The sequence below is a fragment of the Streptomyces sp. NPDC050535 genome (assembly GCF_044457665.1).
Classification (GTDB): domain Bacteria; phylum Actinomycetota; class Actinomycetes; order Streptomycetales; family Streptomycetaceae; genus Streptomyces.
In genome coordinates this window covers 43,872-57,965 of the sequence record NZ_JBITHE010000026.1, presented here as the reverse complement: position 1 = coordinate 57,965, position 14,094 = coordinate 43,872, and the positions used below count along the sequence as shown (strand labels likewise).

General features: G+C 72.3%; 14 protein-coding genes. 6 read left to right on the top strand and 8 right to left on the bottom strand.

Annotated elements, in window-relative coordinates; all coding sequences use genetic code 11:
• Positions 1 to 180 precede the first annotated feature (180 nt).
• From ACIBLC_RS36395 to ACIBLC_RS36385, 3 genes are all read right to left on the bottom strand, one after another.
• Complete coding sequence (locus ACIBLC_RS36395) at positions 181 to 1,059, bottom strand: hypothetical protein (protein WP_399215713.1); 879 nt, start codon at positions 1,057 to 1,059, stop codon at positions 181 to 183.
• A gap of 214 nt (positions 1,060 to 1,273) precedes the next feature.
• Positions 1,274 to 2,800 (bottom strand): hypothetical protein, encoded by a 1,527-nt coding sequence (locus ACIBLC_RS36390; protein ID WP_399215712.1) that lies wholly within the window; start codon positions 2,798 to 2,800, stop codon positions 1,274 to 1,276.
• 91 nt (positions 2,801 to 2,891) lie between these two features.
• Positions 2,892 to 3,596, bottom strand: coding sequence for a GntR family transcriptional regulator (locus ACIBLC_RS36385; RefSeq protein ID WP_399215711.1), 705 nt, complete (start codon positions 3,594 to 3,596; stop codon positions 2,892 to 2,894).
• Between the two features lie 180 nt (positions 3,597 to 3,776).
• Here ACIBLC_RS36385 and ACIBLC_RS36380 point away from each other — a divergent pair, with 180 nt between their 5' ends.
• The 5 genes from ACIBLC_RS36380 to ACIBLC_RS36360 are packed head-to-tail and all read left to right on the top strand — an operon-like array spanning position 3,777 to position 8,214.
• A complete protein-coding gene (locus tag ACIBLC_RS36380) occupies positions 3,777 to 5,096 on the top strand; it encodes an MFS transporter (RefSeq protein WP_399215710.1) in 1,320 nt (439 codons plus the stop codon).
• Complete coding sequence (locus tag ACIBLC_RS36375) at positions 5,093 to 5,944, top strand: putative hydro-lyase (protein WP_399215709.1); 852 nt, start codon at positions 5,093 to 5,095, stop codon at positions 5,942 to 5,944. Before ACIBLC_RS36380 ends, ACIBLC_RS36375 begins: the two co-directional genes overlap by 4 nt.
• 28 nt (positions 5,945 to 5,972) lie before the next feature.
• Entirely contained in the window at positions 5,973 to 6,734 is a 762-nt protein-coding gene (locus ACIBLC_RS36370) for a LamB/YcsF family protein (RefSeq protein ID WP_399215708.1), read from the top strand.
• On the top strand, positions 6,731 to 7,348 hold the full coding sequence (locus ACIBLC_RS36365; RefSeq protein ID WP_399215707.1) for an allophanate hydrolase subunit 1: 618 nt from the start codon (positions 6,731 to 6,733) through the stop codon (positions 7,346 to 7,348). The genes ACIBLC_RS36370 and ACIBLC_RS36365 overlap by 4 nt, the downstream gene beginning before the upstream one ends.
• The gene (locus tag ACIBLC_RS36360; RefSeq protein ID WP_399215706.1) at positions 7,345 to 8,214 is read left to right on the top strand and encodes a biotin-dependent carboxyltransferase family protein; all 870 of its coding nucleotides are present in this window, start codon (positions 7,345 to 7,347) and stop codon (positions 8,212 to 8,214) included. Before ACIBLC_RS36365 ends, ACIBLC_RS36360 begins: the two co-directional genes overlap by 4 nt.
• 25 nt (positions 8,215 to 8,239) lie before the next feature.
• Here the strand turns inward: ACIBLC_RS36360 and ACIBLC_RS36355 are convergent, their stop codons facing one another.
• The 5 genes from ACIBLC_RS36355 to ACIBLC_RS36335 all read right to left on the bottom strand — a co-directional run bounded on the left by ACIBLC_RS36355 (position 8,240) and on the right by ACIBLC_RS36335 (position 13,621).
• On the bottom strand, positions 8,240 to 9,097 hold the full coding sequence (locus ACIBLC_RS36355; RefSeq protein ID WP_399215705.1) for an SGNH/GDSL hydrolase family protein: 858 nt from the start codon (positions 9,095 to 9,097) through the stop codon (positions 8,240 to 8,242).
• The gene (locus ACIBLC_RS36350) at positions 9,094 to 10,248 is read right to left on the bottom strand and encodes a glycosyltransferase (RefSeq protein ID WP_399215704.1); all 1,155 of its coding nucleotides are present in this window, start codon (positions 10,246 to 10,248) and stop codon (positions 9,094 to 9,096) included. The genes ACIBLC_RS36355 and ACIBLC_RS36350 overlap by 4 nt, the downstream gene beginning before the upstream one ends.
• A complete protein-coding gene (locus ACIBLC_RS36345; RefSeq protein WP_399215703.1) occupies positions 10,245 to 11,369 on the bottom strand; it encodes a glycosyltransferase family 4 protein in 1,125 nt (374 codons plus the stop codon). The genes ACIBLC_RS36350 and ACIBLC_RS36345 overlap by 4 nt, the downstream gene beginning before the upstream one ends.
• Before the next feature lie 139 nt (positions 11,370 to 11,508).
• A complete protein-coding gene (locus ACIBLC_RS36340) occupies positions 11,509 to 12,927 on the bottom strand; it encodes a HEAT repeat domain-containing protein (protein WP_399215701.1) in 1,419 nt (472 codons plus the stop codon).
• 301 nt (positions 12,928 to 13,228) lie between these two features.
• On the bottom strand, positions 13,229 to 13,621 hold the full coding sequence (locus ACIBLC_RS36335; protein ID WP_399215700.1) for an ankyrin repeat domain-containing protein: 393 nt from the start codon (positions 13,619 to 13,621) through the stop codon (positions 13,229 to 13,231).
• A 257-nt stretch (positions 13,622 to 13,878) separates the two neighbouring features.
• Here ACIBLC_RS36335 and ACIBLC_RS36330 point away from each other — a divergent pair, with 257 nt between their 5' ends.
• Positions 13,879 to 14,073 (top strand): hypothetical protein, encoded by a 195-nt coding sequence (locus tag ACIBLC_RS36330; RefSeq protein ID WP_383682928.1) that lies wholly within the window; start codon positions 13,879 to 13,881, stop codon positions 14,071 to 14,073.
• Positions 14,074 to 14,094 lie beyond the last annotated feature (21 nt).

Below are 14,094 nucleotides of genomic sequence, written 5' to 3'. Positions count from 1 at the left end.
TTGTCGAGTCGGTCGGATACTGCAGCGTTGGCCGGTCACTTCGCTGACCGGCTTACTGCGTTGGTCGGTTACTTCGCTGGCCGGCTCACCGCGTTGGTCGGTTACCGCGTGGGCCGGTGACCGTGCCGGTCGGCCACCCGGTCGTACGGTGACCGTCCCGGTCGGCGTTCAGTCGCTCGGTCAGGAGTGGAAGGGCAGACCCGCGCCGACCGCCAGCTCCACGTCGTCGGTGTCCTCGGCGGGCAGCAGACTGGCCGTGCCGTCCGTCACCGGAACGACTCCCAGCTCGAGGAGCTCGGCCATCGCCGCACTACCGGCCATGTCGCGGACCTGGAGCTGATAGCGGGCCGTCGTCCGGTACGTCCCCCCGGAGTCGTCCCCGGTGCGCTGGAGAAACCCGGAGTCGGTGAGGAAGGCGACGGCCTTGCCGACGATCCCGGTGGTGGAACCGGCCAGTCTTCGGGCGTCCTTGGTGGCCCCGGTGGAGCTGCGCCGCGCCCAGATCCGCCAGGCCGCCTCCAGTCCCGGCGCGTCCGTCGCCGGGTCGGTGTTCTGCCCCTGTTCGTCGGCCCGCTCCTCCAGCCGGCGGCAGGCCTGTCGGACGAACGCGTCGACTCCGTTGACCGAGACCCGTCCGATGTAGCCGTCGTCCGCGAGGTCCTCGGGGCGGGGGAACGACATGGCGGCGACGGCGAGATGGGCGAGCCCGTGCAGGAACCTGTCGCCCGAGTCGGCCGACGCCCGCCGCGCGTAGTCGCCCATACGGACGGCGAACACGGAGTCCTCGGCCGCGGTCACGGCCATCCCCGCGCGCGGGGACACCTCCAGGACGACCAGCCCCAGCCCTGCGGCCACGGCGTCCGCGAGCCGCGCGAACGGCGGGTCCTCGCGGTACCGCCGCAACAGCTCGGCATACTCCTGGTCGCGCGCGGGCTGAAGCTTGGGCTGGAGCCCGAAGGCGACGAGCCGCGCGGCGTCGGCCGCGTCGGCCGGGGTGACGGCGGCGGTCGCCGGCGCGGCGACGGCTTCGGGGTCACTCCATTCGACGTGCTCGGTCACGGTTGGCACTCCTTGGTCCGGTGTACGAGGGGGCGGGCGGCTGGGCAGGGGCCGCTGGGCCCCGTCGGTCGCACCGCACGGACGCGACCGGCGCCGGTCGGCCGATTCCGCAACGGCGACTGGCACGACGGTCCGAACGGTGACCCGAGCGGTGACCCGACCGGCGAGACGAACGGCGACCGGAACCGCGACTGGTACGGCACCCCGAAAGACATCACGCCGCCTCCGTCCTGCCCGCCGCCATCCCCACCGTGTCCAGCAGAGCCATGCCGACGATGAGATCGGCCCCGCCGAACTCCGGATCTTCCAGCTCCACTCCGTCGTCCACGGCGAACAGCAGCTTCCCCTCGCCCTGCCGGTAGGCGGTACCGACCGGCGGGCTGGCCGCGTGCACCGCCAACAGTGCGACGAGGTACGGGAGTTCAGGATCCCGGCGCCGCGCGTCGGCCAGCAGCCCGGACAGCCGGCGCGGGGCGTCGGCCGGGAGATCGAGGAGTTCCATGGCGCTCGTCAACTGCTCCTCGCTGAACCGGCTGTCGTCCGGCGTGGCGATCAGGTCGGGTTCGGGCATCTCGGCGCCCAGATGCTCCCGCTCCAGAGGAGGCGTCAGCAGTATGTCGACGAGGTCCCCGACCCGCACCGACATCGGCGTGCGCAGCCCCGTCCCGCGCGCGAAGAACGCGTCCGTCACGCGCAGCGCCTGCTCCACGGGCAACGGCAGCACGGGGGCGACGAGATGCCCGTAGAGATCTATGCCCGAGGTCGTCATGGGCGTGCCGAAGGCCTGCCGGTCCTGCTCCGCACGGAACAGCGGCCCCGCTTCCAGGAGCCGGGACTGCAACTGCGTATGCCTGCGGATGCAGTCCTTGACGATGTCCACGAGCTCGGCGGCACGCCGCTTCTGCTCGGCGTCCTCGGACTCGTCGCGGGCCTTGCGGATGTTGGTGAGGATCGCGTTCTCGTGGCGATAACGGTCGGCGACGTGGTCGAGGGCCTCCGCGATCAGGTCGGGCACCGCCTGGAGCCAGTCGACGGCGCGCACGTTGCGCCGGGTCGCGTCCAGCGCCCTGCGGAGCGTCTCCGCGTACTGCACGGTGCGGTATCTGGCCTGCTCGGCGGCGAGCTGCGCGTCGGCGAGCCTGCCGCGGCTGATCAGCACCTCCAGCTTGACCTCGGCGGCGATCTGCGCGCTGGTGACATCCGTGTCGAGGGCGCCGACGAGCACGTTGACCGCTTCGTCCGTCGTACGGAGATACACGCTTCCGCCGTACCCGGGCACCTCCTCGATCAACTTGAAGTCGTAGTCACGGCGTACGTAGGAGCCGTCGGGCGCGAAGGTGCCGTATACGGCCCGGAAGCCGCGGTCGACGCTGCCGACGTTGATCAGGTTCTCCAGGACCCAGCGAGCGACGCGCTCGTGCTCGGCGACGGGCCGGCGCGGGGCCTGGGCGGCGATGCGCGGGATGAGCCTGGCCACTATCTGGTCGTGGTCGGCACCCGTGTCGAAGTCCATGTTCAGTGTGACGAGGTCGATGGCGGCGAGGGCCACCTCCGCCATCCCGTAGACCGAGTACTCACCGGCGAGATTCGCCTTGCGTACGTCGAGGTCGTGCAACGGCGCGGTGCAGGCGAGCGCGCGCAGCCGCCGCGCCAGACCCTCGTCGGCGGCCGGGCCCGGAGCGGGGCGCGGCCCCGCGCTGAGCTGGGGCGGAACACTGTCCGTCGATGCAGGCGAAGTCACGGAGCACAGACTAGGTCCTAGGTCTGACAACGGTCGAAACGACGCAGAAGCGACCGGCGCTCACAGCGGCCCCCGCGCTCGTCGCGGCCGGTCAGCCGGTTCCCCGCTCCCCTTCGGCCACCCGCTTCCCGTACACCGCCACGAGTCCCTTGCGCGAGTCGTCGAGGTAGACCGTGAGCAGCCGCCCGGCCTCGTCCCGGTCGCCCTTCTGGAGGGTCTGGAGGATCTCCCGGTTGCGCGCGAGGTAGGGCTCGTGCAGTCGTCGCGGGTCGTCCACCACGTGGAACGCGAGGCGCAGTTCGGCGAAGACGCTGCGCATCAGCTCGTCGGTGCGGGCGCTTCCGGCGAGCGCGACGAGTTCCCGGTGGAAGTGGATGTTGGCGGTCGAGACACCCTTCCACTCACTTTCCCGAGCCGCCCGCTGCCCGTTGGCCACGGCGGTCGCCAGGCCGTCCACGGCGTACGGCGGCTCACCGAGCCCTCGGACCACGGCGCACTCGACGAGGGCGCGGGTGCGGTAGATGTCCTCGACGTCCTCGACGGTCAGGACCCGCACGAAGACCCCGCGATTGAGCTCGTGGACGAGCAGCCGCTCGTGCGTGAGCAGCCGGAACGCCTCGCGCAGCGTGTTGCGCGAGACGCCGAGAGCCGCGCCGATGCTGTCCTCGGACAGCCGGGTGCCGGGCGGGAAGTACCCCTCGGCGATCCGGCTCCTGAGGATGTCCGCGACCCGCTCGGCGGTGCTGGTGCGGCCCAACAGGGCGCGATCGTCCGCCAGTCCGCTCAGCTCTGTCATGTCCGGAATTCAATCGCAGATACAAGAACGAAACAACATGGGTATTGAGGGATCGTTCAACGATCCTCTACCTTAAGAGTCAGGCGCCCGTCGCACGACACCGCACCGCACCGGCGCGGAGCGCCTCCCGCACGGCACGGCTCAGTCCAAGCACCCTCCGTCCCTCTCTGTGAGGTGCCCATGAGCACGACCCCTCCGTCCCAGGCCCTGGCCGCCGAAGACCGGCCCGACGGGGCCGGACCCACCCCCCAGGACGGCCCGTTCGCCTGGTTCCACGCCCTCGGTCCGCGTGGCCGCCGCGCCTTCGCCGGCGCGTTCGGCGGCTACGGCCTCGACTCGTACGACTACTTCACGCTGCCGCTGAGCATGGTCGCGCTGGCGGCGTACTTCGGCCTCGACAGCGGTCAGACCGGCCTGTTCACCACCGTCACGCTGGTCGTCTCGGCGATCGGCGGCGCCATCGCGGGTGTGGTCGCCGACCGGATCGGGCGCGTCAAGGCCCTGATGATCACCGTGATCACGTACGCGGTGTTCACCGTGGCCTGCGGTTTCGCGCCCAACTACGAGACCCTGCTGGTTTTCCGCGCCCTTCAGGGGCTCGGTTTCGGCGGTGAGTGGGCGGTCGGCGCGATCCTGGTCGCCGAGTACGCGAGTCCCAGGCACCGCGGTCGCACGCTCGGCGCGGTCCAGAGTTCCTGGGCCGTCGGCTGGGGACTGGCCGTGATCGTCTACACGATGGTCTTCCAGTTCCTCGACGACGACCTCGCGTGGCGCGTGATGTTCTGGACCGGCGCGCTGCCCGCACTGCTCGTCGTCTGGGTGCGGCGCCGGGTGCAGGACGCCCCGGAGGCGTCCGCCGTGCGGAAGAAGAGCGCCAAGAAGGGCTCGTTCACCGCGATCTTCAAGCCCGCGTCGGCCGGCGACCCCGGTCTCCTGCGGATCACGTTCTTCGCGGTGCTGCTGTCGACCGGCGTCCAGGGCGGCTACTACACCCTGGCCACTTGGGTGCCCACCTACCTGAAGACGGAGCGCGGACTGTCCGTCGTCGGCACCGGCGGCTACCTCACGTTTCTGATCTCCGGGGCCTTCATCGGCTACCTCACCGGCGGTTACCTCACCGACAAACTGGGCCGCAAGCGCAACATCCTGCTCTTCGCGATCCTCTCGGCGGTGTGCATCCTCGTGTACGCCAACATCCCGAGCGGCGCCAACACCCTTGTCCTCGTGCTCGGTTTCCCGCTCGGCTTCTGCATGTCGGCCATCTTCAGCGGCTTCGGCTCCTTCCTCAGCGAGCTGTACCCGACCGCGGTGCGCGGCACGGGGCAGGGCTTCACGTACAACACCGGGCGCGCCGTGGGCGCCGTGTTCCCCACCACCGTCGGCTTCCTGGCGGACAGTTGGGGAGTGGGCGGTGCGCTGGTCTTCGGCGCCATCGGATACGCCCTCGCGGCGCTGGCGCTGATCGGACTCCCCGAGACCCGAGGGAAGGAACTCCTGTGACTGCCACGACCCCTGTGATCCCCGTGACCCAGACCCCCCGGGACCGCCCGTTGAACCTCCTCGACAGCCACGCGCACGCGTGGACCCCCAAGAAGGCGCGCGCCCGGTTCCGTTCGGGTCTGGCGGGTCCCACCGCCGGAGTCGCCGCGGGCCACACCCAGGCGAACCTGATCTCGGTGCCCGCCGACTGGGCGTACGACATGCTCCTGTTCTGTCAGCGCAACCCCAAGCCCTGCCCGGTCCTCGACGTCACCGACGCCGGCTCCTGGACCACTCCGCTCGCCGAGGGCGCGGACCTGCGCACCGACCTGCCGCGCTACCGGGTGTGGGAACACGGCGAGTTGGTGGCAGAGCCGACCGACGTGCTCGACCACTGGCGCGGCGACCTGGTCTCGTTCCTCATCGGGTGCAGCTTCACCTTCGAGTGGGCGCTGAGCCAGGCGGGAGTACCGATGCGCCACCTCGAACAGGGCCGCAACGTCTCCATGTACGTGACGGGCCGCCAGTGCCGTCCGGCCGGGCGGCTGCACGGTCCCATGGTGGTGTCGATGCGCCCGGTGCCGCCCGAGCACCTGGCCGCGGCGATCCGGGAGACCAGTCTGCTGCCCGCCGTGCACGGGAGCCCGGTGCACTGCGGTGAGCCGTCGGGGCTGGGTATCCGGGATCTCACACGCCCCGACTTCGGCGACCGGGTGGACGCCGAACCGGGCGACATCCCGGTGTTCTGGGCCTGCGGGGTGACACCGCAGGCTGCCGTGATGGCGTCCCGGCCGCCTTTCGCCATCACGCACGCACCGGGGCATATGTTCGTCACGGACACCCGTGACGAACAGTACCGAGTGGCCTGAGCGGCACGACGGAGCGGAACGGAACCTCATGACGACACCGATCGATCTCAACGCCGACCTGGGCGAGGGCTTCGGCCGCTGGCGCCTGACCGACGACGAACAGCTGCTGTCCGTCGTCACCAGCGCCAACGTGGCCTGCGGGTTCCACGCCGGGGACGCGACCACCATGCGGCGGGTGTGCGAACTGGCGGCCGAGCGCGGGGTACGGATCGGCGCCCAGGTCTCCTACCGCGACCTGGCGGGTTTCGGGCGGCGCGCGATGGATGTGCCGCCCGACGAGCTGACGGCCGAAGTGGCCTACCAGATCGGCGCCCTGGAGGTCTTCGCGCGTGCGGCTGGGTCACGCGTGTCGTACGTGAAACCGCACGGCGCGCTCTACAACCGCGTCGTGCACGACGAGGATCAGGCGAGGGCGGTCGTCGCGGGCGTACTGCTCGCGGACGCCTCCCTGCCCGTCCTCGGTCTCCCGTCCTCCCGCATCCTGAAACTGGCCGAGCAGGCGGGACTGCCCGCCGTCACCGAGGCGTTCGCGGACCGCGCGTACACCGAGGAGGGCACTCTGGTGCCGCGTACCCAGGACGGCGCGGTGATCACGGACCCCGACGCCGTCCTCGAACGCTCGCTGGGCCTGGCCCGCTTCGGGGTCGTGACCTCGCACTCCGGGGCGCGCGTCGCGGTCCGGGCCCGCTCCCTGTGCCTGCACGGAGACACCCCGGGCGCCGTGGGCATGGCCCGCCGGGTACGCGCCGGGCTGGAGTCCGCGGGCATCCGCGTGGAGGCGTTCGCATGAGGGCACTGCCGGTCGGTGACCGTGCCCTGCTCGTCGAGGTCTCCTCCGGGGACGAGGCGCAGGCCCTGCACGCCGAACTGCTGCGCCGCCGCGCGGACGGCTCGCTGTCGATCGCCGAGATCGTCCCCGCGGCCCGCACCGTCCTTCTGGACGGCCTGGACGACCCGGCGCGCCTGGCGGCCCGCCTCGCCTCCTGGGACATCCCGCCGCTGCCCGCGCGCGCGGAGCAGGCCATCGAGATCCCCGTACGCTACGACGGTCCCGACCTGGCGGACGTCGCGGCCCTGTGGGGCGTCCCCGACGACGAGGTATCGAAGATCCACTCGGCGGCCGGGTTCCGCGTCGCCTTCTGCGGGTTCGCGCCCGGGTTCGGCTACCTCACGGGCATGCCCTCCAAGTACGACGTTCCCCGCCGGGCGACCCCGCGGACAACGGTTCCGGCGGGCTCCGTGGCGCTCGCCGGCCCCTACACCGGCGTGTACCCGCGCTCCTCGCCGGGTGGCTGGCAGCTGATCGGGACGACGGACGCGGTGCTGTGGGACCACGCGCGCGTGCCGGCCGCGCTGTTGGCCCCGGGCACCCGGGTCCGCTTCGTACCGACCAGGTGCTCATGACCGACCGGGCCCTGTCCGTCGTACGGGCCGGCGCCCTGACGACCGTCCAGGATCAGGGCCGCCCCGGCCACGCGCACCTCGGCGTACCGCGGTCCGGCGCGCTCGACGGACCCGCGGCGGCGCTGGCCAACCGTCTCGTCGGGAACCCCTCCGAAGCGGCCGTCCTGGAGACGACGCTCAACGGGTGTGCCCTGCGCCCGCGTTCGGCGGTCGCCGTGGCGGTGACGGGCGCGCCCTGCCCGGTCACCGTGGACGGCCGCCCCGCGCCCTGGGGAGCGCCGGTACGCGTTCCCGCCGGCGCGCTGCTGAACGTCGGCACCGCGCGCGCGGGACTGCGCAGTTATGTGGCCGTCTCCGGCGGGGTCGTCGTGGAGCCGGTCCTCGGCAGCCGCTCCACGGACCTCCTCTCGGGCCTGGGCCCTCCGCCGCTCAGGGGCGGCATGGTGCTGCCCATGGGCCTCCCCGGCGCGCCCCACGCGCGCGTGGACGTGGTCCCGCACCCGGGGCCGCCGTCCGAACTGGTCCTGGGGGTGACGCTCGGCCCGCGCGACGACTGGTTCACCGCTCAGGCGCTGCGCACCCTGACCACCCGCGCCTACCGGGTGTCGTCGGCGAGCAACCGCATCGGCCTGCGGACGGAAGGGCCCCCACTGGACAGGGCCGTCCCCGGCGAACTCCCCAGTGAGGGCATGGTCCTGGGCGCCGTCCAGGTACCGCCCGACGGCGGACCGGTCGTCTTCCTGGCCGACCACCCCACCACCGGCGGGTACCCGGTGATCGCCGTCGTCCGCCCGGCCGACCTCCCGGCGGCGGCTCAGGCCGTCCCCGGCACACCGGTCCGCTTCACGGCCGTACGACGACGATGAGGCGGCCTGGGGCGGGACCGAACCCTCAGGCCACGTCCGGCTGTTGTTCGGTCACCGACAGGGCGGCCAGCGCGGCGGCCACGGCATGCGAGGCGCTCAGGTCCAGGCGTGCGCTGGTGCCGCGCGCCTTGTGGCGTACTTCGGCGGCGGCCAGGGTGAGGAGCTGCGGCAGCAGGTCCGTGCACCGCCTGGCGACCCACCCGGTCCCCGCGGTGGCGAGCCACCAGAGGCTGGCCGACCGCGTGGGCACGGGAAACTCCGGTTCGGCCGAGGGCCGGACCCCGGTGGCGACGCCCTGCTCCCCGAGCAGCGCGTGGAACCGGAGCGCGAGCGCCCGGTGCCCCCGCTCCCCCGGATGCAGTTTGTCCGCGCTCCACATCGCGCGGTCCTTGAGCCAGTCCTCCTCCGCCGCGTGCAGATGCAGCGCCCCGTGCCGCTCGGACAGCGCGTGCACGACCGCGTTGACGGCCCGCTGCCGCCGGGCCAGCGGCCGCGCCAGCGCACCCGGCAGCCCGAGCATGTAACCGGGATCCGGCAGGCAGGCCGTCATCACCACGGCTCCCTGGGCCCGGAAGGCCGCGTACACCTTGTCGAGCCGCGCGGCCACGGAGTGGATGTCGAAGGTGTACCGCAGGGTGTCGTTGACGCCTATGACGACGGAGACCACGTCGGCGCCGAGGGCCATCGCCTCCGGCGTCTGGCGCTCCAGCACGTCCCGCGTCTGGGCGCCGCTGACCGCGAGGTTGATGAAGTCCACGGGTGCGTCCGCCGGGGCGAGCCCCCGCGCGAGCAGTTCGGCCCACCCCCGCCACACGTCGCCCACGGGATCGCCCACCCCTTCCGTCAGCGAGTCCCCGAGGGCGACGAAACGAAGGGGGCTCATCCCACGCCCTCCTGAAGGCGCGGCCGCACCTCGGCCACCGCGTCGTGCGCGGCGAGGAAGCCCTCTACGGCGGTACTCCACCCGAAACACTCGGCACGCGCGCGTGCCGCCTCCCGGCGTTCGCACTCGGGACGCCCCAGCAGCAGCCGCACCGCGTCCGCGAAGGAGTCCCCGTTGTCCGCGGCGGTGGCCCCGGCGGACCCGATGACCTCCGGCAGGGCGGACAGGGAACTGGCCACCACGGGCGTGCCGCAGGCCATCGCCTCCAGGGCGGCGAGCCCGAACGTCTCGGCGGGCCCGGGGGCCAGGCAGACGTCGGCCGAGGCCTGGAGCGCGCCGAGCGCCGCGCGGTCCGCGAGGTGTCCGAGGAAGGTGACGGGCAGCCTGCGCTCCCGGGCGCGCTGTTCGAGCCGGGCCCGCAGCGGTCCGTCCCCGGCGACGACGAGAACCGCACGCTGTCCGCGCCGCAGCAGCGCCTCGAGACCGTCCAGCGCCGTACCGGGCCGCTTCTCGACGGACAGCCTGGAGCACATCACCAGCAGGGCCTGGTCCGCGCGCGCGTAGCGGGCCCGCACCGCGGGATCCCGGAGCGAGGGGTCCCGCCCCTCCAGATCGACGCCCAGCGGGGCGCGTACGACATTGCGCGCGCCGATCCGGACGAACTCGCGCTCGGCGAACTCCGTGGTGCACACGACACGTGAGTAGGTGTGTGCCGTGCGCACGTTGAGGGCGTCGGCGGTGCGCCGGGCCATCCCCTCGGAGAGCCCCCAGGTCCGCAGCACCCCGTCGGCGGTCTCGTGGGAGACCATCACGGCGGGCACCCGGGCCCGCCGCGCCCAGACGCCGGTCCAGCGCAGGGTGGTCCGGTCGGAGACCTCGAGGCGGTCGGGTGCGAGCGACTCCAGGAGCCGGGCGACCCGCCGCTTGTCCGTGAGCACGCGATAGCCGCCGGTGCCGGGAAGTACCGGCCCGGGCAGCGTGATGACGCGCCCCTGTTCGGTCTCCCGGTCGGTGAGGCGCTCGCCGGGGACGATGAGCACCGGCTCGTGTCCCGCGGCCAGATAGCCGGTGCCCAGCTCGCGCAGCGCGGTGCGCAGGCCGCCGGAGGAGGGGGCGACGAAGTTGGCGAGCCGTACGATGCGCAGGCTCATGCCGCCATCACCGTCCTCGCCGAGAGCACGTCGCCGTAGTGCCCGATGAGCTGGTCGCCGACGGCGGCCCAGGTACGGCCCTCGACCATGTCGCGCGCCGCGGCGCCGTAGGCGGCCCGCAGCCCCGGATCGGCGGCCAGGGTCAGCACGGCGTCGCGTACGGCGGCGGCGTCCCGCGGCGGCACCAGCAGTCCGGTACGCCCGTGGGCCACCAGGTCGAGCGGTCCGCCCGCGGCGGGCGCGACGACGGGCACCCCGCTGGCCATGGCCTCCTGCACGGTCTGGCAGAAGGTCTCGAAGGGGCCGGTGTGCGCGAAGACGTCCAGCGAGGCGAAGATCCGCGCGAGTTCGTCACCCGTGCGGCGCCCCAGGAAGACCGCGCCGGGCAGTTGCTCGGTGAGACCGGCCTGGCTCGGCCCGTCGCCCACGATCACGAGGCGCACGCCGTCCAGACCGCAGACCCCGGCGAGCAGTTCGACCTGCTTCTCGGGGGCGAGCCGGCCGACGTAGCCGACGATCAGCTCGCCGTTCGGCGCCAGTTCCCGGCGCACCGCCTCGTCCCGGCGGTCGGGACGGAAGCGCTCGGTGTCCACGCCACGCGCCCACAGCCGTACCCGCGGCACACCGTGAGCCTCCAGGTCGTGCAGGGCCACGCTCGACGGGGCCAGCGTCCGGTCGGCGGCGGCGTGCACGGAGCGGATGCGCCGCCACGCGGTGGCCTCGCCGGCACCCACGTAGGTACGGGCGTAACCGGCGAGGTCGGTCTGGTAGACGGCCACGGCGGGGATGCCGAGCCGGGCGGCCGCGGCCATGCCACGGACGCCGAGGATGAAGGGGCTGGCCAGGTGAACGATGTCCGCGCGGTGTTCGGTGATCGCCGCGGCGACGCGTCGGCTGGGGAGAGCGACGCGGACCTGGGGGTAGCCCGGGAGCGGAATGGAGGGGATACGGACGACAGGGCACGGCGCGGTGGCGTCGGGCCCGCTCCCGGCGGCGGTGGCCGGGGCGACGACGAGGGGAACGTGACCGCGATCGACGAGGTGCCGGGCGGTCTGAAGCGCGCAGTGGGCCACGCCGTTCACATCGGGGGGAAAGGATTCGGTCACGATGACGACACGCATACCCGTGTTGTCGCCCCGCTGGACGTGCTCGCGTCAACGTGGATCTTTCCGCACGGGGAACGTCCCATGAGCGTTGAACTCCGCACCCGTCCAGGTCAGTCCGCGTCCACGACTTTCCGGCTCATGAGTCACCGAACGTTCATACGGCGGGCATGTCCGGCCCGATTCTGCTCCGTACCGCCGTCTGCACTTCGGCCTCCTCGGCCGGATCCGCCGCCAGCCTGCGCAGCTGGACCACCACTCGGGCGTCACCTGTCTCGGCGTGCCGTGCGGCGACCTCGCGGGTGGTCTCCTCACAGTCCCACAGGCACTCGACGGCGAATCCGGCGGGAAAGGACGGATCGGTGGCGGCGAGTGCGCGGGCGGCGCGCCCGCGCAGATGGGACGAGGCGGTCTCGCGGTACACGTGCCGCAGGACGGGGGCGGCGCAGATGATGCCGAGCCGTCCGGCACCGTCGACCAGGGTCCACAGCGTCGGGGCGTCGGGGCCCTCACCCCGTACGGCTTCGCGCAGCGCGCCCAGCACCAGATCGCTGTCCCGCGTACCGCCCCGGCAGGCGAGAATCCGGCCCGCGGCGGCTCCCAGGGCGTCGGGCCGGTGGGCCCAGCTCCGTGCCCGGTCGACGGCGGCGATACTCCGCATCCGTTCGAAGGCCTCCACGGCGGCCTCGGCGACGGCCGCCGAACCGGTGGCCGAAGCCCCCTCGATCAGGTCGAGGGCGTCCGGATCATTGCTGTCGGCGAGGTAACGCAGGGCGGTACTGCGGGCTCCGTCGGCGCCGTCGCGGGCGGCCTCGACGATCTCGGGCCGGTCCTCGGGGCCGGCGACGGCGCTGAGGCAGCGGGCGGCGGGCACATGGAGCGCGGCTCCCCGTTCGATGCCCTGCTCGGCCCACTCGAACACGGCTCGCACGCTCCAGCCGGGGCGGGGCCCGGACGGTCGCATCTGGCGCTGCCAGCGGTCGAAGGAGCCCTGTTCCCGGGCGGCACGCACGCGCGTGCCGATCGATTCGCGCGGATCGTCGGCCCACAGCCGCCAGGGCCGGGGCTCGAACGCGTCGCGCACGGTCGCGGCGAGCGCGGCCTCGCCCTCCTGGTCGGCCGCGAACCGGGCGAGCACGGGGGCGGCGAGGGCCCGCAGGCCGGCGTCGTCGTCGCGCAGGGCCAGTTCGTCGAGGGCCCAGGCCCAGTTGGTGCCGGCGGCGGCGTACCTGCGCAGCAGTCTCAGCGCGTCCTGCCTGCCGTAGGAGGCCAGGTGCCCGAGGACCGCGAGGGCGAGCCCGGTGCGTGACTCGCAGTCGTCGAGGACGTCCTCGACGTCGAAGAGATGCCGATCGATCTCGTCGAGCTCACCGCTCAGATCGAGGTAGAGGCGGGCGTAGTAGAGGGAGCGGTTCTCCACCTGCCAGTCGTGGCGGGGGTCGCGCAGCACACAGTGGTTGAGCGCCGCGAGCGCTTCGGCGCGCGGTGCGGTGAGCGCGTGCAGCGTGCCGTCGCCGCGGCCCCTCTGGAGCAGGCCGAGCAGCGTACCGCTGGGCGCTATGACCGGATCGAACATGGGAAACAGCCTCACATCAAGCGTCGACGCAACCGGGATCCTGCCTTACCTGGCCGCGTGACAACACGTCGGAGCGCCCGCCGTCTCTTGCTTGCTGTAGACCATCTTCCTCTGCCTCTCGTCAGTGGGCCCATGCGGGCCGTCTCACGGCCCGCGCGGTGCGGCAACACCTGCCCAGCCATCGCGTCCGTGAATCACGACGTCATGATGACCCAGCGGTTCTTCCTGCCGCGACCGCATTTCCGGCGGCCCCGCTCCGCCTCCCCCGTTTTCTACGTTTTACCTGGTCAGAACTGCCAAGTCAGAGCGCTCCGAACAACTCGAGCAGCTCTGCCCTGCCGAACATGCGGGCCGTGTCGACGGCCGAGGGCGTGCCCGCGGCCGGATCCGCGCCGGCGTCCAGGAGCGCCCGGATCACCGCTTCCTCACCCTTGAAGACCGCGCCCGCGAGCGGCGTCTGCCCCCGGTCGTTGATGCGGTCGGCCTCGGCGCCGCGCTCCAGCAGGGCGCGTACGGCGTCGGCGTGGCCGTGGTAGGCCGTGAGCATCACGAGCGAGTCGCCGCGGTCGTTGGTGAGGTTCGCCGGGACGCCGGCGTCGACGTACGCCACCAGTGCCTCGGTCTCGCCACGGCGCGCCAGATCGAAGATCCTGGTCGCCAGCTCCACGACCTCCGGGTCGGGGGCTTCACTCATCGGCCGGACCGCCTCTCTGCAACCGTTCGGGTGAATCGCCAGAGTACTGGCTCCGGGGGTACATGACCGGCACCGCCTGCGGCAAAGATCACAACGGACTTCGGCGTCTCGGCAGACCTGCTCAGGGGGTCCGAACGACTCCGCCACTCGGGTGAAATCCAGCGAAATTCACCTAATTGCACCTTTTATCGTATGGATACATGCTGTGATCCTGGAAGAACTCATGGTGACTGTCCCCACGAACCAGGAGAGCTCAAATGATTCTGTCCATCTCAGGCGTCGTCCTCCTCGGCATCATCGTCTTCCTCTTCTTCAAGAAGGACGGACTCAAGGCGTCGCATGCCCTGGTGGCCGCACTGTTCGGGTTCTACATGGCGAGCACCGCCATCGCCCCGAGCATCAAGGCCGGCGGGGAGAGCCTCGCGGGCCTCCTCGGCGGGATCAAGTTCTGACGTCCGTCCCCCTTCTCGTAC

What these genes read in the sequence shown, in the direction of transcription:
- ACIBLC_RS36385 (WP_399215711.1), bottom strand. Translation starts at nt 3,596, where the DNA reads ATGACAGAGCTGAGCGGACTGGCGGACGATCGCGCCCTGTTGGGCCGC.
- ACIBLC_RS36380 (WP_399215710.1), top strand. Translation starts at nt 3,777, where the DNA reads ATGAGCACGACCCCTCCGTCCCAGGCCCTGGCCGCCGAAGACCGGCCC.
- ACIBLC_RS36370 (WP_399215708.1), top strand. Translation starts at nt 5,973, where the DNA reads ATGACGACACCGATCGATCTCAACGCCGACCTGGGCGAGGGCTTCGGC.
- ACIBLC_RS36365 (WP_399215707.1), top strand. Translation starts at nt 6,731, where the DNA reads ATGAGGGCACTGCCGGTCGGTGACCGTGCCCTGCTCGTCGAGGTCTCC.
- ACIBLC_RS36360 (WP_399215706.1), top strand. Translation starts at nt 7,345, where the DNA reads ATGACCGACCGGGCCCTGTCCGTCGTACGGGCCGGCGCCCTGACGACC.
- ACIBLC_RS36355 (WP_399215705.1), bottom strand. Translation starts at nt 9,097, where the DNA reads ATGAGCCCCCTTCGTTTCGTCGCCCTCGGGGACTCGCTGACGGAAGGG.
- ACIBLC_RS36350 (WP_399215704.1), bottom strand. Translation starts at nt 10,248, where the DNA reads ATGAGCCTGCGCATCGTACGGCTCGCCAACTTCGTCGCCCCCTCCTCC.
- ACIBLC_RS36345 (WP_399215703.1), bottom strand. Translation starts at nt 11,369, where the DNA reads ATGCGTGTCGTCATCGTGACCGAATCCTTTCCCCCCGATGTGAACGGC.
- ACIBLC_RS36340 (WP_399215701.1), bottom strand. Translation starts at nt 12,927, where the DNA reads ATGTTCGATCCGGTCATAGCGCCCAGCGGTACGCTGCTCGGCCTGCTC.
- ACIBLC_RS36335 (WP_399215700.1), bottom strand. Translation starts at nt 13,621, where the DNA reads ATGAGTGAAGCCCCCGACCCGGAGGTCGTGGAGCTGGCGACCAGGATC.
- ACIBLC_RS36330 (WP_383682928.1), top strand. Translation starts at nt 13,879, where the DNA reads ATGATTCTGTCCATCTCAGGCGTCGTCCTCCTCGGCATCATCGTCTTC.